General features: G+C 61.4%; 12 protein-coding genes and 1 pseudogene. 12 read left to right on the top strand and 1 reads right to left on the bottom strand.

The genetic code is table 11. The features are described 5' to 3' along the window. The 6 genes from lgt to VL202_RS16380 all read left to right on the top strand — a co-directional run. Positions 1-637 (top strand): prolipoprotein diacylglyceryl transferase (gene lgt, locus VL202_RS16405; RefSeq protein WP_325465156.1); only part of this gene is annotated, 637 nt, incomplete at its 5' end. A gap of 10 nt (positions 638-647) precedes the next feature. Next, positions 648-1,742 carry a class I SAM-dependent methyltransferase gene (locus VL202_RS16400; RefSeq protein ID WP_325465155.1) on the top strand — a complete coding sequence of 365 codons (1,095 nt, stop codon included), beginning with the start codon at positions 648-650 and terminating at the stop codon, positions 1,740-1,742. 158 nt (positions 1,743-1,900) lie between these two features. Further along, complete coding sequence (gene pgeF / locus VL202_RS16395; protein ID WP_325465154.1) at positions 1,901-2,695, top strand: peptidoglycan editing factor PgeF; 795 nt, start codon at positions 1,901-1,903, stop codon at positions 2,693-2,695. A gap of 1 nt (position 2,696) precedes the next feature. Then, positions 2,697-3,848, top strand: coding sequence for a Xaa-Pro peptidase family protein (locus VL202_RS16390; protein ID WP_325465153.1), 1,152 nt, complete (start codon positions 2,697-2,699; stop codon positions 3,846-3,848). Between the two features lie 87 nt (positions 3,849-3,935). Next, entirely contained in the window at positions 3,936-4,829 is an 894-nt protein-coding gene (locus VL202_RS16385) for a hypothetical protein (RefSeq protein ID WP_325465152.1), read from the top strand. A gap of 220 nt (positions 4,830-5,049) precedes the next feature. Then, positions 5,050-5,982 carry a ribose-phosphate pyrophosphokinase gene (locus VL202_RS16380; RefSeq protein WP_325465151.1) on the top strand — a complete coding sequence of 311 codons (933 nt, stop codon included), beginning with the start codon at positions 5,050-5,052 and terminating at the stop codon, positions 5,980-5,982. A gap of 9 nt (positions 5,983-5,991) precedes the next feature. Here VL202_RS16380 and VL202_RS16375 read toward each other — a convergent pair. Beyond that, positions 5,992-6,769, bottom strand: a pseudogene (locus VL202_RS16375) (helix-turn-helix domain-containing protein). Between VL202_RS16375 and VL202_RS16370 the strand changes: the two are divergent. The 6 genes from VL202_RS16370 to pth all read left to right on the top strand — a co-directional run bounded on the left by VL202_RS16370 (position 6,663) and on the right by pth (position 13,786). After that, a complete protein-coding gene (locus VL202_RS16370) occupies positions 6,663-7,814 on the top strand; it encodes a benzoate/H(+) symporter BenE family transporter (RefSeq protein WP_414692879.1) in 1,152 nt (383 codons plus the stop codon). The pseudogene VL202_RS16375 and the gene VL202_RS16370 sit on opposite strands and share 107 nt — an antisense overlap. A gap of 264 nt (positions 7,815-8,078) precedes the next feature. Further along, the gene (locus VL202_RS16365) at positions 8,079-8,681 is read left to right on the top strand and encodes a 50S ribosomal protein L25/general stress protein Ctc (RefSeq protein ID WP_325465149.1); all 603 of its coding nucleotides are present in this window, start codon (positions 8,079-8,081) and stop codon (positions 8,679-8,681) included. A 234-nt stretch (positions 8,682-8,915) separates the two neighbouring features. After that, positions 8,916-11,297 carry an EAL domain-containing protein gene (locus VL202_RS16360; protein WP_325465148.1) on the top strand — a complete coding sequence of 794 codons (2,382 nt, stop codon included), beginning with the start codon at positions 8,916-8,918 and terminating at the stop codon, positions 11,295-11,297. Positions 11,298-11,317: 20 nt separating this feature from the next. Beyond that, positions 11,318-12,034, top strand: coding sequence for a substrate-binding periplasmic protein (locus tag VL202_RS16355; protein ID WP_325465147.1), 717 nt, complete (start codon positions 11,318-11,320; stop codon positions 12,032-12,034). A gap of 139 nt (positions 12,035-12,173) precedes the next feature. Beyond that, the gene (locus tag VL202_RS16350) at positions 12,174-12,884 is read left to right on the top strand and encodes a substrate-binding periplasmic protein (RefSeq protein WP_325465146.1); all 711 of its coding nucleotides are present in this window, start codon (positions 12,174-12,176) and stop codon (positions 12,882-12,884) included. Between the two features lie 188 nt (positions 12,885-13,072). Continuing rightward, a complete protein-coding gene (gene pth / locus VL202_RS16345; RefSeq protein ID WP_325465145.1) occupies positions 13,073-13,786 on the top strand; it encodes an aminoacyl-tRNA hydrolase in 714 nt (237 codons plus the stop codon).

Genomic DNA, 13,786 nt, shown 5'->3' with positions numbered 1-13,786 from the left:
CCTGGGCGGGCGCATCGGCTATATCCTGTTCTACGATCTCGGCAGCGTGCTCGCCAATCCCATCCGGGCGCTGGAAATCTGGAACGGCGGCATGTCCTTCCACGGCGGCCTGATCGGCACCATGATCGCCATGATCCTGTTCGCCCGCCGCCACAAGATCCCGGTCTGGAGCCTGTTCGACATCGTTTCTGCCGTCGTGCCGATCGGTCTTTTCTTCGGCCGCATCGCCAATTTCATCAATGGTGAGTTGTGGGGAGCACCGACAAGCGCTCCGTGGAGCGTCGTCTTTTGCAACACCTACCTGATGGCTGCGAACGGCTGCCTCGCGGGAACCGGCCCCCGCCATCCGAGCCAGCTTTACGAAGCCGCGCTCGAAGGCCTGCTGTTGCTGACTGTGCTGGCTGTGATGATCTACCGGCGCCACGCCCTGAAAATCCCGGGCCTCGTCTGTGGCATCTTCGTCACCGGTTACGGCCTGTCGCGCATCGTCGTCGAATTCTTCCGGGAGCCGGACGCGCAGCTCGGCTACCTCTTCGGCGGCTGGCTGACGATGGGTATGCTGCTGTCGCTGCCGATGGTTATCATCGGTCTCTGGGCTGTGATGCGGGCTCGCCGCGCCGCGCCCGCTACGGCCTGAAGGGGGCTTCATGACAACCCCGCTGGGCGAAAAGATCAAGTCCATCATCCTGGCCAACGGTCCCATCAGCGTGACCGATTATTTTTCGCTGTGCCTCGCCGATCCGGAATACGGCTACTACAAGACCCGCGAACCGTTCGGACGGTCCGGCGACTTCATCACCGCGCCGGAAATCAGCCAGCTGTTCGGCGAAATGATCGGCATCTTCCTCGTTCAGGCCTGGCAGCGGCATGGCGAACCGAGCCCCGTCGTCATCGCCGAGATCGGCCCCGGTCGCGGCACGATGATGTCCGATATCCTGCGGGTGATCCGCAAGCTTTCCCCGGCCCTCTATGACGCAGCCAGCGTGCATTTGGTGGAAACCAGCGAGCGGCTGCAGAAGGCGCAGCAGCAGACGCTGGTCGCCCACAAGTTCAAGCTGAACTGGCACGACAGTTTCGATACATTGCCGGACGGGTTCCTGCTTCTCGTCGCCAACGAACTGTTCGACGCCATTCCGATCCGCCAGTTCGTCATGACGGCACAGGGCTTCAAGGAGCGCCTCGTCGGTCTCGACGCCAATGACGAGCTGATGTTCGCGGCTGGCGTTGCCGGCATCGATCCGGTGCTCCTGCCGTCTTCGGCTCAGACGGCGCCGCTCGGCGGTATCTTCGAGATCGCCCCCGCCCGCGATGCCGTCATGGCAGCCCTGGCGAGCCGTATCCGCACCAACGGCGGAACCGGCCTGATCATCGACTACGGCCACATGGTGACCGGGCTCGGCGATACGTTGCAGGCGGTGCGTGAGCATGAGTTCGACCCACCGCTGAAACATCCCGGCGAAGCCGACATCACAAGCCATGTCGATTTCGAACAGCTGGCACGCCGCGCCGTGACCGAGGGCCTGCAGATCAACGGCCTGACCTATCAGGGCGATTTCCTTCTCGCCCTCGGGCTGGCGGAACGGGCATCGGCACTCGGCCACGACAAGGACGCGGAAACTCAGGAAAACATCCGGGCGGACGCCGAAAGACTGGCGGGCGCAGGCGTCGGGAAAATGGGCGAATTGTTCAAGGTTCTCGCCGCCAGCAGCCCCGATGTCGCACTGATCCCCTTCCAGAAATAGGCTGCCCGCGACACCGGGGCGCGACATCGACGGTCGTTTCGGTGGATTGACAGCGGCGGTCGTGAAGGCCAACATCCGGCCAAATCACTCGGGGCTGACAAAAATCAAACGCCCGAAAAACCACTGCATCGCAGCATGTCGAAAGGGCAAAACAACCGATGAAGGATGATGCCTTGCCCTCGCCTGTCCAAAGCCCGCTTCTCACGGAAAAAGTTGGAAGCCGCATCCGGCATGGCTATTTCACCCGCGAAGGTGGCGTCTCGGAAGGTCTTTATCGCAGCCTGAATGTCGGCCTCGGCTCGAATGACGCGCGCGCGCATGTCGAGGAGAACCGCGCCCGGGTCAGCGCCTGGTTCGGCACGGATACGGACAGGCTCGCGACCCTCCACCAGATCCATTCGCCCGACACCGTCATCGTCGATGTGAGCTATGACGGCGCCCGACCGCAGGCCGATGCGCTGGTAACCGCGACGCCCGGCCTCGTGCTCGGCGTGCTCTCGGCCGATTGCGGTCCGGTGCTTTTCGCCGATGCGGAGGCCGGCGTGATCGGCGCGGCCCATGCTGGCTGGAAGGGCGCGCTGACCGGCGTGCTCGAAAACACGGTCGACGCCATGGTTTCGCTGGGGGCTGCACGCGAACGCATCGTTGCCTGCCTCGGCCCATCGATCAGCCGGCGGAACTACGAGGTCGGCGCCGAGTTCCTCGAACGGTTCCTGGAGAAGGATCCGGCCTACGCCGTTTTCTTCACACCGTCCGAGCGAGAAGGTCACGCCATGTTCGACTTGCCGGGTTTGACGACCAAGCGGCTCACCGATGCCGGCGTGACGGCGGAAAATCTCGACATTTGCACCTATGCGGACGAGGATCGCTTCTTCTCCTATCGTCGCACGACCCATCGCAGCGAGCCGGATTACGGCCGGCAGATTTCTGCAATTTCCATTCGGGAGGCATGACATGGCACTGCACTTCACGCAGGACGAATACGCAGCACGGCTCGAGCGCCTGACCGCCAGGATGAAGGAAGAGAAACTCGGCGCCATGCTGCTTTTCGCCCAGGAAAGCATGTACTGGCTGACCGGCTACGACACGTTCGGCTATTGCTTCTTCCAGACTCTGGTGGTGAAGGCGGATGGGTCGATGGTGTTGCTGACCCGCTCGGCCGATCTCCGGCAGGCGAAGCACACGTCGAATATCGAGCGCGTCGAGGTCTGGGTGGACCGCGTCAACGCCGATCCGACGATGGACCTCAAGAACCTGCTCAGCGAACTCGATCTGCTCGGCACCCGCATCGGCGTCGAATACGACACCCATGGCATGACCGGACGCATCGCCCGCCTGCTCGACAACCAGTTGATGAGCTTCGGCGAGATCGTCGATGCATCGCTGCTGGTCGGTCGCCTGCGGCTGATCAAGAGCCCGGCGGAAATCGCCCATGTCGAGAAGGCGGCGAGCCTTGCTGATGACGCGCTGGATGCGGCGATCCCGCTGATCCATGCCGGCGGCAGCGAAGCCGCCATCCTCGCCGCCATGCAGGGCGCCGTCTTTGCCGGTGGCGGCGACTATCCGGCCAACGAATTCATCATCGGCTCGGGCGCCGACGCGCTGCTGTGCCGCTACAAGGCCGGCCGCCGGACGCTGGAGGCGCAGGACCAGCTGACGCTGGAATGGGCCGGTGTCAGCGCCCACTACCATGCGGCGATGATGCGGACGGTCGTGATCGGCGAACCGTCCAACCGCCACCGCGAACTCTACAGCGCCTGCCGTGAAACCATCCAGGCGATCGAGATGGTGCTGCGGCCCGGCAATACGTTCGGCACCGTGTTCGATATCCATTCCAAGATCATGGACGAACGCGGGCTAACCCGTCACCGGCTGAATGCCTGCGGCTACTCGCTCGGCGCCCGCTTCTCGCCATCCTGGATGGAGCAGCAGATGTTCCACGTCGGCAATCCGCAGGACATCCTGCCCGACATGTCGCTGTTCGTACATATGATCATCATGGACAGCGACAGCGGCACGGCGATGACGCTCGGCCAGACCTACCTGACCACCGACAACGCTCCGAAAGCGCTGTCGCGGTATGGGTTGGACTTCATATCTGCTTAGGAAACTTGATCTATCGTGTTTCTGATCGACAGACGAAGGTGGGGGCCTTCAGGCACTCTGTCACCGAGGAAACCGGACGGTAGAACAATGCACAAGCTGACTGCGCTTTTTGCGGGCCTTGGAATGGTTGCGGCTCTTTCGGGCTGCAACAGCATGGATGCGCTGACACCGCAGGTCGATGTCGGCGGCGGCACGTTCGTTTCCCCGCCGATCAACCAGCAAGACCTCGACGCCATGTCGCAGCAAACGGCCTATACAACACCGCAGGCAACGACGCCGGTGCAAAGCAGCGCGCTTGCCTCGTCCGTGCAGCAACAGGGTTTCAACGAAGGTCCGACAGGCACTGTGCTTGCCCAGGGCGACAGCGACTACACGGATCCGGCCGGATCGCTCGATGCGCAGGCCGGACGCTTGCAGCAGGGTGAAATCCCGGCGCAGGAACGGCAAGTGACCCGAACCATGCCGATCGTCGAGCCGCAAGACACCGCATCGCTCGACGATGCCTCTCGCGTCGAGCCGTCCACTGAACCGCAACGCATCGCAGAGCAGACGACACGGGTCGAAGAACCGGCGCAGCAGCCGCGGAAGTCCGCGTCGATCGCACCGGCAGCCGCAACGGGCTCGATCCGCTTCCTGCCGATTATCGGCGCGCCGGTCGGGGCGGTGACGCCGCTGTCGAAACAGCTCGGCTCGGAAGCCCGCTCGCACGGGTTGACGATCAAGAGTGGATCGGATCCGTCGAGCCGGCATATCCTCAAGGGCTATTTCTCGGCCTTCAAGGACGGCAACAGGACGACGGTGATCTATGTCTGGGACGTGCTGGACAATTCCGGCAACCGGCTTCACCGGATCCAGGGGCAGGATGTGGTGGAAGGCTCGGCGGCGGATCTCTGGTCGGCTGTCCCGCCGCAGATCATGCAAGGCATTGCCACCAAGACCATCAATGCCTATCTCGGCTGGCGCGACGGCAACGCCGGCTGACCGGATCATGCTTCCCCATTGACCGGAACTTTGCTGTCGCCGTCGCATCGGCGACACGCCCGTTAAAAACTTTTTAGGATAAACTACGCTGCAACGCGGCAATCCCCTTGCATTCAAAGTCAAGGGCGTTATGAAGCGCGCATAGGCTTGGGGCGATCGAGATCCCGGCTTGGCTTACGAATTGCGCGACGACGACCGCGCCAGCACAGGCGGACCATCTATGAAGGTTTTCGCAGGCAACTCGAACAGGCATCTTGCCGAAGCGATCTGCAATTATCTCAACCTGCCCCTGGGCAAAGCGACCGTCAGACGGTTTGCAGACCAGGAAATCTTCGTGGAAATTCAGGAAAACGTGCGCGGCGAGGATGTCTTCATCATCCAGTCCACCTCGTTTCCGACTAATGACCACCTGATGGAACTGCTGATCATGATCGACGCCATACGTCGCTCGTCAGCCCGCCGCATCACTGCCGTCATTCCTTATTTCGGCTATGCCCGACAGGACCGCAAAGCCGGCCCGCGCACGCCGATCTCGGCCAAACTGGTCGCCAACCTGATCACCGAGGCCGGCGCCGACCGCGTGCTGACGCTCGATCTTCATGCCGGCCAGATCCAGGGCTTCTTCGATATCCCGACCGATAACCTCTACGCCGTGCCCATCCTGTCGCGCGACGTCAAGGAAAACTACAATCTCGAAAACGTCATGGTCGTTTCGCCGGATGTCGGCGGCGTGGTCCGCGCCCGTGCACTTGCCAAGCGTCTCGACTGCCAGTTGGCGATCGTCGACAAGCGCCGCGAACGGGCCGGTGAATCCGAGGTCATGAACGTCATCGGCGACGTCACCGGCAAGGACTGTCTGCTGATCGATGACATCGTTGATTCCGGCGGCACGCTCTGCAACGCAGCCGAGGCGCTCTTGAAGAATGGCGCGACCAGCGTCACCGCCTATATCACCCACGGCGTGCTCTCCGGCGGCGCTGTTGCCCGCGTCACCTCCTCGAAGCTGAAGGAACTGGTGATCACCGACTCGATTCAGCCGACGACGGCCGTCCAGTCGGCGCACAATATCCGCGTCATCACGACCGCCAGCCTGATCGGCGAAGCGATCAACCGCACCAGCCAGGAAGAATCGGTTTCCAGCCTGTTCGACTGAACCGTCCCTTTATGGTCCACGGCTCGTCCGGACCTGATGCTGGGCCTTCTTCATCTTCCGATAGAGCGTCGCGCGGCTGATGCCGAGCGTATCGGCGGCCAGCGAAACATGGCCCTTTACACGTGATAGAACGCGGCGAAGTGCGGCGCGCTCGGCGTCGATGAAATCCTCGCCCTGCCCTGTGGGTGCCTCTTTCAGGAGGTCGGCTGCCGGAACGCCGGCAGCGATCGTCGAGATGGAGACGCAGCCGCGCCGCGCGGGTGGCGCCAAGGACGAGATCGTCGCGGCAGGTGGATATATCGATCGTTGCGGTGACCCTGCCGCGATGGTCGCGGATCGGCACCGTGGCGCAACTGAGGCCCGTATTGCAACTGAGAAAATGCTGATCGCGCTGGATGATCACCGCCCGCTCGTCGGCGATCGGCGTGCCGATGCCGTTGGTGCCGACGCTCGCCTCGCTCCAGATCGTCCCCGACCAGAGGCCGAGCCCTCGAAAATCCTTGTCCTCGCCCGAGGCGCCGCGGCGTTCGAGCGCGATACCGTTTTCGTCGGTCAACAGCAGGCAGCACCCGCGCCCGGTATTGCACGAACCTGACGATATGATAGGGCAGATTCCATCATCGACTTTCGCAACACGGTTTCCCGCAATGTTTCGTGACTTCTCGCTCCAGAGCCTCTTCATGGGCGTGCTCACCGCCTTCGTCGGCTTCGCCAGTTCGTTCGCGGTCGTGCTGCACGGGCTGACCGGCGTCGGCGCGACCGAGGCGCAGGCGGCCTCCGGGCTGATGGCGCTTTCGGTGTCGATGGGCGTGGGCGCGATCGTGCTGAGTGTAGCGACGCGGCTGCCCGTCAGCATCGCCTGGTCGACACCGGGCGCCGCGCTGCTTGCCAGTTCCGGCGCCGTGGCGGGCGGGTTCAACACCGCCGTCGGAGGCTTCCTGATCTGCGGCGCATTGATCGTTGTTGCCGGCCTGTGGAAACCGCTGGGCCGGGCTGTTGCGGCAATTCCGGCCGCCCTGGCAAATGCCATGCTGGCCGGCGTGCTGATCGGGCTCTGTTTTGCACCGGTGAAAGCCGTTGCCTTCGACCCGTTGCTCGGTCTGCCGATCGTTCTCGCCTGGGTGATCGTCGGCAGCATCAATCGGCTGTTCGCCGTTCCCGCCGCCCTCCTCGCCTTCGTTCTGGTGCTGGCGTTCGGGGTCGATATGCCGGCGGATGCCATCAACCGGCTTTCAGCAACGCTTGTTCCCCACGCGCAATGGGTGATCCCCAGCTTCACCCTGGCCGGCCTCGTCAGCATCGCTTTGCCGCTGTTCATCGTTACCATGGCGTCGCAGAACATTCCCGGCATCGCGGTGCTCAAGGTCAATGGATATGAGCCCCGGCCCGGCCCCCTGTTCGCCACGACCGGGCTGTTCTCAATCCTCAGCGCGCCCTTCGGCGGCCATGCGGTCAATCTGGCCGCCATCACCGCCGCCATGTGCGCGGGTGAGGATGCGCATCACGATCCGGCCCGGCGCTATTGGTCGGCCGTCGTCGCGGGCATTTGCTACATCGTCTTCGGGCTGTTGGCGGCCACCGTCACGGCCTTCGTCAGCCTTGCCCCACCCATCCTCATTCAGGCGGTCGCGGGCCTCGCGCTGATCGGCGCCTTCGCAGGGTCCGCCATGGCGGCGTTCAAGGATCAGGACAACAGGGAGGCGGCTGCGGTCACATTCCTGGTCACGGCGTCCGGCGTCGGTTTTGCCGGAATATCCGGGGCCTTCTGGGGGCTTCTGGCCGGCGGGCTGATGCTGGCACTCGCCCGCTTCACGCGTTCAAGACGGCATTGATCCGCACACATGCGGCTTTCGGCCGGTTTTCGTGTTCCCTGGACGGAACCACGCCCGGCAGGTATCGGCGAACCGCGACCACCTGCGAATGGATTTTCTTTCAAGGCGGGCTTTGCTTGCATTCTGCCGCGTTCCCGGTTATGGACGCGCGTCCGCGCAGACACCCTTGGAGGCAAACGCGGATGAGACTGTCAAAGGTCTCGGTTCAGCCCGTGCATGGAAATGCCGGATGAACTCTCCAAAAACACCAGAAAGGTTAAGACCATGAGCAACGCATCCTACGAGCTCAAGGCCGAAACGCGCGAACGGGTTGGTAAGGGGTCCTCCCGTGAACTTCGCCGCAACGGTCTTATTCCTGCTGTCATCTATGGCGACAAGCAGGCACCGATTTCCATCGCCCTCTCCACGAAGGAAGTCACCCAGAAGATTCACGCCGGTGGTTTCATGACCACCATCGCCACGATCGACGTTGGCGGCGAGAAGATCCGCGTCCTGCCGAAGGACTACCAGCTGGATCCGGTCCGTGACTTCACCATGCATGTCGACTTCCTTCGCATTTCGAAGGACAGCGTCGTCACCGTTCAAGTTCCGGTTCACTTCGTCAACGAAGAAAAGTCCCCGGGCATCAAGATCGGCGGCGTTCTCAACATCGTTCGCCACGAAGTCGAACTGGTCGTTCCGGCCGACGACATTCCCGCGTTCCTGACGGCCGACCTGTCCGGCCTGAAGATCGGCGACGGTATCCACATTTCGAACATCAAGCTCCCGAAGAACGCGCAGCCGGTCATCGCCGATCGCGACTTCACGATCGCGACCATCGCGCAGCCTGCTGGCGGCACGACGGAAGAAGAGCCCGCATCGGAATAATCCTGGCCTCATAGCCTTGATCAAGAGCCCGCCACACCACCGTGTGGCGGGTTTTTTGTTGTCTTGCGACAACCTTGAATACCGGTCGCCACAATCGTTGCCGCAATTTTTCATCTCTCGGTTTCAGCAACATTTAAGATTTTCGTGGTGAGTTGTTGGCGGGGGACTATTTCGGCTTCAGTGTACGAGAATCCTAATGAGACGTAAGACAAGCAAGACGGCAGGGTGCGTCCGATGATGCACTCTGTCGAGAACCGTTTTATTGCGATCATTTGTGGCGCGATGCTGATTTTTGTCGCCCCGCTGATCGCCTTGTTTCTGACTTTGTCGACGGAGCGCGTTGCGCGCGAGCGGCTGCAGAATACCAATATCCTGATGGAGGCTGGCACGCAGGCGCTCGGCAAGCCGCTGTGGGATTTCGACACGGACGGCATCGAGCAGATCGCTCGTTCGCTGATCGCCGATGTCAACGTTATGTCCGTTCAGATCAGTGACAGTTCGCATTCCATTTCTGTTCAGCTGCCGATGATCACCATCGATCCCACCCTGCCGCACACCACGCTGACAAAGGAAATCTTCTACAATTCGCAGGACGGTCGCAAAGCCGTCGGCACGCTTCAGGTCCAGGTTTCTTCGCCCGGCTTGCTGTCGCGTTTCAGCAAGGACGAGCTTGCCGTCTTCGCAATCCTGATCGTCGCCATCGGCATCGTCTTTGCCGCCGCCATCATCGGCAACCGGGTCACGATCATCCATCCGCTGATGCGCCTGACGTCGGCGATCGAAGCGACGCGCCGGCTCGGCTCGCGTCACCATGTCGATTGGACCTCGGACGACGAAATGGGCAGCCTCGCTCATAATTTCAACGAGATGCAAAACCGGCTGGAACGGGAAGAGAAGGAGCTGAAGCTGGCGCACAGCCGCGCCACCGACATCTACAATCTCACGCCCTCCATGCTGTTCTCGCTCGATCCGGCCAACCGCATCACTGCCGTCAGCGATTACTGGCTGATCGCGACCGGCTATGATCGCAAGGCCGTCATCGGCCGTACCTTCACCGATTTCGTCGATGAGCATTGGCACGAGACCTATCGGGCGCGCCGCACCAACGCCAATTCGAATCACCCCAATATCTGTGAAGTGACCGTGCCCTTCATCAAGGCGAACGGCGAGACGATGACGGTGCTCATTCTCGAAATGAAGAGCGCCACCAGCGGTGAGCGCGGCGCGCTTTCGCTCTCCGTCATGACCGACGTCACCGAACTGAAGCAGGCCGAAAGCCGCAACCACGCCCAGGCGATCACCGATCACCTGACCGGCCTGTTGAACCGCCAGGGCTTCGAGGCTGCACTCGACGATGCGATCCGCAGCGCCGACGAACAGGACATGCAGCTCGCCTGCATCTTCATCGATCTCGACCGGTTCAAATGGATCAACGACAATTTCGGCCATGCTGCCGGCGACGAGGTCCTGCGCCAGGTCGTTGCCCGCATCCGCACGACGCTGCGCCCGGACGACACCATGTCACGCCTCGGCGGTGACGAATTCGCGCTTCTGGTCAATGCCGCCGAGGTGGAAGCCCTGGCAAGCGAGATCGGCGACCGAATCTGCGCCAGCCTGCGCGAGCCGATCCTGATCGAGGGTGCGGAACTCTCGGTCAGCGCCAGCGTCGGCATCGCGCTCTACCCGGACCATGCCGCCAATGCCGCGGAACTGTTGCTGAAATCCGACATGGCCATGTATGCCCGCAAGCGCGACGGCAAGAACGGCATGCAGATCTTCGATACCAGCATGCTCGACACGGCCCGCGAGCGCCACGAGATGGAACAAAACATCGAGGCCGGGCTGAAGGAAGACTGGTTTGAAGCCTATCTGCAGCCGATCGTCAGCCTGGGCGACGGCCGCATCGCGGGCTTCGAGGCATTGATGCGCCTGAACCACCCGGAAAAGGGCATCCTGCCGCCCGCCAAGATCATCGGCATTGCCGAGGAAACCGGAACGATCGCCCAGATCGGCGAGCGCGTGCTTGAAAAGGCGATCGGCCATCTGGCGCGCCTGACAAAGCTCGAGGGCGCCGAGACGACCTATCTCGCCATCAATTTTTCGCCGCTGCAGTTCGAGACCACCCTGCCCCACAAGCTCGCGGCGCTTTTGCTGAAAAACCACATCGCGCCGGCCCGCATCGTCATTGAAATCACCGAAGCGGTGCTGATGCTCGACAATCCCGATGTCCACGCCGTCCTGAAGCAGTTGAGCGAATTCGGTTGCCGGATCGCGCTCGACGATTTCGGCACCGGCTATTCGTCGCTGAGCTACCTCAACCGCTTCCCGGTCGATATCGTCAAGGTCGACCAGTCCTTCACCCGGTCGCTGACGACCGGGACGGCCGACATCCGCCGCAAGAGCCGCATGCTGATCAAGGGCATCCGGACGATCTCGCACCAGATGGGCTGCACGGTCGTTGCCGAAGGCGTCGAAACGAAGGAGCAGTGGGAACTGTTGCGCAAGCTCGGCCTCGACTACGGCCAGGGTTACCTTTTCAGCAGACCCATGCCGATCGAAAATATGCTGTTGATGCTGGAGATGGAGTCTGAAGCAAAGGCGACCAGCATCGCATGACGAACCAGGGGAAAACGAGTATGAGACAGCTGGCTTTCGCACTCGTTCTCCTGTTTTCCGGCTCTGTGAAGGCCGAGCCGATGAAACTGCTGACGGAGGAATATCCGCCCTATAATTTCAGCGAGAACGGCGTCATCAAGGGCATATCGTTCGAGCAGGCCGAACTGATGATGGAGGGTATTGGCGCCGAATACTCCCTCGAAATCCTTCCCTGGGCGCGCGCTCTGTCGCTCGTCGAAAACCAGGCACCCACCTGCCTCTTCACCACCGGCCACGACGACGAACGCGACAAGCGATTCAAATGGGTGGAGCCGCTGCTGGTCGATCACATGGTGATGGTGCGCAAGGCTGGGTCCGGCATCAATCCGATATCGGTCGAGGACGCCAAGCGCTTCACCGTCGGCACCCAGCGCGAGGACTTTTCCGCCAACTTTCTGAAAAAAAACAATTTCCCGAAGATTGATCTCGCCGTGGATATGGAAACGACCGAGAAGAAGCTGCTGAGCGGCCGCATCGACCTGATGATGACCTCGGAAAAGACCTTCGAAATGATGCGCGACCAGGGCACGGCGGTGGAATCAGCCCTCGTACTCGAGGGCAAGCTCTATGGTTTCGCCTGTAATCTCGGCATGTCCGATGACGTGATGGCAAGAATGCAGGCCGCGCTGTTTGCACTGATTGCCGATGGCACCCAGGACAAGCTGTTCGTCAAATACGGGCTGCGACCGAACCGATAGGGTTATCTCTGCATCGGCACATGCGCGCCTGAACCTTGCGAATTATATTCGCCATCACTAATATATTAATAATATTATATGATAAATGGATTCGGACGAGGCCTTCCCACCTTCGTTTGACAGCTCTGTAAGGACCAGCATGAAATATCCGGCATTCACATTCCTCCTCGCCCTTTGCGGTACAGCCCAAGCCCAGCCCCTGCACTTTCTGACCGAAGAATACCCGCCATTCAGTTACACCAAAGACGGCAGCATCGTCGGCATTTCGGTGGATCAGGTCAAAACGCTGATGCAGGGCGCAAAACTCGACTACACTCTGGAAATGCAGCCATGGGCCCGCGCCTTCGCGCTGGCGGGCACCACCCCCAATACCTGCGTCTTCACCACCGGCCTGCTGCCCGAACGCATGGCCAGCTTCAAATGGGTCCAGCCGCTGGTGCTCGATCTGATGATCCTGGTCCGCAAGGCCGGCAAACCGTTCAATCCGACGACACTGGATGAAGCCAAACGCTACAGCATCGGCGTGCACAAGGACGACGCGGCGGAAATCTATGCCAAGCAGCAGGGCTTCCCGCGCCTTGACAGCGCGCCCAGCCTCGACCTGTCGCTGAAGAAGCTTCTGAGCGACCGGGTCGAACTGATGATCATGACCCGCACCCATGGAAGCCTGCGCCGGCAGGGACAGCCGATCGAAACGGTGCTCAATCTGGAGGGAACGCGGGCCGGTATTGCCTGCAATCTCGCCGTCCCCGACGCGACGATATCAGCCATGCAGGTCGAACTCGACAAACTGATCACCAACGGCGGCCAGGCAGAGATTTACAAGCGGTATGACATGGCCGGAAAATAGGTCTTCGACACGACAGGTGGTTGACATCCGGCCGCCGACGCGGTGCAAGACAGCCTACTGAATAATTTCATCCTTAAACCGGAATCGTTGAAGGATGAAATTATGCAGCCGGTGTAAAGTGCTGCAGCGAACCTGAATGCGTCATATATGACGCACGGCGCTGTCGTCCGACTGTTAGAGATATATCCATGCAGATTTTCGCAGGTCTCGGTAATCCCGGCAGCCAATATGCCGGCAATCGCCACAATATCGGTTTCATGGCCGTCGATGCGATCCAGCGGCGCCATACGTTCGCGCCCTGGTCGAAGAAGTTCAAGGCGCTGATTTCCGAAGGCGAGATCAGCGGCGAACGCGTGCTCCTGATCAAGCCGCAGACCTACATGAACCTGTCCGGCGAAGCCGTTGGCGAGGCCATGCGCTTCTACAAGCTGGAGCCCAAGGATATCGTCGCGATCTACGACGAGTTGGACCTCATCCAGGGCAAGGCGCGGATCAAGACCGGCGGCGGCCATGGCGGCCATAACGGCATCAAGTCGCTCGACGCCCATTGCGGCAGGGAATACCGCCGCCTGCGCCTCGGCATCGGCCATCCCGGCTCCAAGGAACAGGTGCACAACCATGTCCTCGGAGATTTCGCAAAGGCCGATCGCGTCTGGCTGGAGCCGCTCTTGGAGGCCATTGCCGACAATGCCGACATGCTGGTAAAGGGCGAGGACTCGCAACTCCTCAACAAACTGACGCTCGCCACCGGCGGCAAGCCCGAACCGGAACCGGCGCCAGCGAAACCGGCCGGGAAATCCCATATCCGCCAGGCCCGCAACAATGCCCAGCCAAAAATCCTGCCGACCACCGGTCCGATGGCCGACATGCTGAAAAAACTGTTCGGCAACAAGGGCGAATAG

The sequence above is a fragment of the Pararhizobium sp. genome, assembly GCF_035497515.1.
In the GTDB taxonomy this organism is placed as follows: Bacteria; Pseudomonadota; Alphaproteobacteria; order Rhizobiales; family Rhizobiaceae; genus Pararhizobium.
The sequence above is the reverse complement of the archived record's forward strand: the minus strand, read 5'-3'. Positions and strand labels throughout refer to the sequence as shown.

Excerpts from the sequence above, each read along its gene's own strand:
- VL202_RS16400 (WP_325465155.1), top strand. The coding sequence starts at position 648 with ATGACAACCCCGCTGGGCGAAAAGATCAAGTCCATCATCCTGGCCAAC.
- pgeF (WP_325465154.1), top strand. The coding sequence starts at position 1,901 with ATGAAGGATGATGCCTTGCCCTCGCCTGTCCAAAGCCCGCTTCTCACG.
- VL202_RS16390 (WP_325465153.1), top strand. The coding sequence starts at position 2,697 with ATGGCACTGCACTTCACGCAGGACGAATACGCAGCACGGCTCGAGCGC.
- VL202_RS16385 (WP_325465152.1), top strand. The coding sequence starts at position 3,936 with ATGCACAAGCTGACTGCGCTTTTTGCGGGCCTTGGAATGGTTGCGGCT.
- VL202_RS16380 (WP_325465151.1), top strand. The coding sequence starts at position 5,050 with ATGAAGGTTTTCGCAGGCAACTCGAACAGGCATCTTGCCGAAGCGATC.
- VL202_RS16370 (WP_414692879.1), top strand. The coding sequence starts at position 6,663 with ATGGGCGTGCTCACCGCCTTCGTCGGCTTCGCCAGTTCGTTCGCGGTC.
- VL202_RS16365 (WP_325465149.1), top strand. The coding sequence starts at position 8,079 with ATGAGCAACGCATCCTACGAGCTCAAGGCCGAAACGCGCGAACGGGTT.
- VL202_RS16360 (WP_325465148.1), top strand. The coding sequence starts at position 8,916 with ATGATGCACTCTGTCGAGAACCGTTTTATTGCGATCATTTGTGGCGCG.
- VL202_RS16355 (WP_325465147.1), top strand. The coding sequence starts at position 11,318 with ATGAGACAGCTGGCTTTCGCACTCGTTCTCCTGTTTTCCGGCTCTGTG.
- VL202_RS16350 (WP_325465146.1), top strand. The coding sequence starts at position 12,174 with ATGAAATATCCGGCATTCACATTCCTCCTCGCCCTTTGCGGTACAGCC.
- pth (WP_325465145.1), top strand. The coding sequence starts at position 13,073 with ATGCAGATTTTCGCAGGTCTCGGTAATCCCGGCAGCCAATATGCCGGC.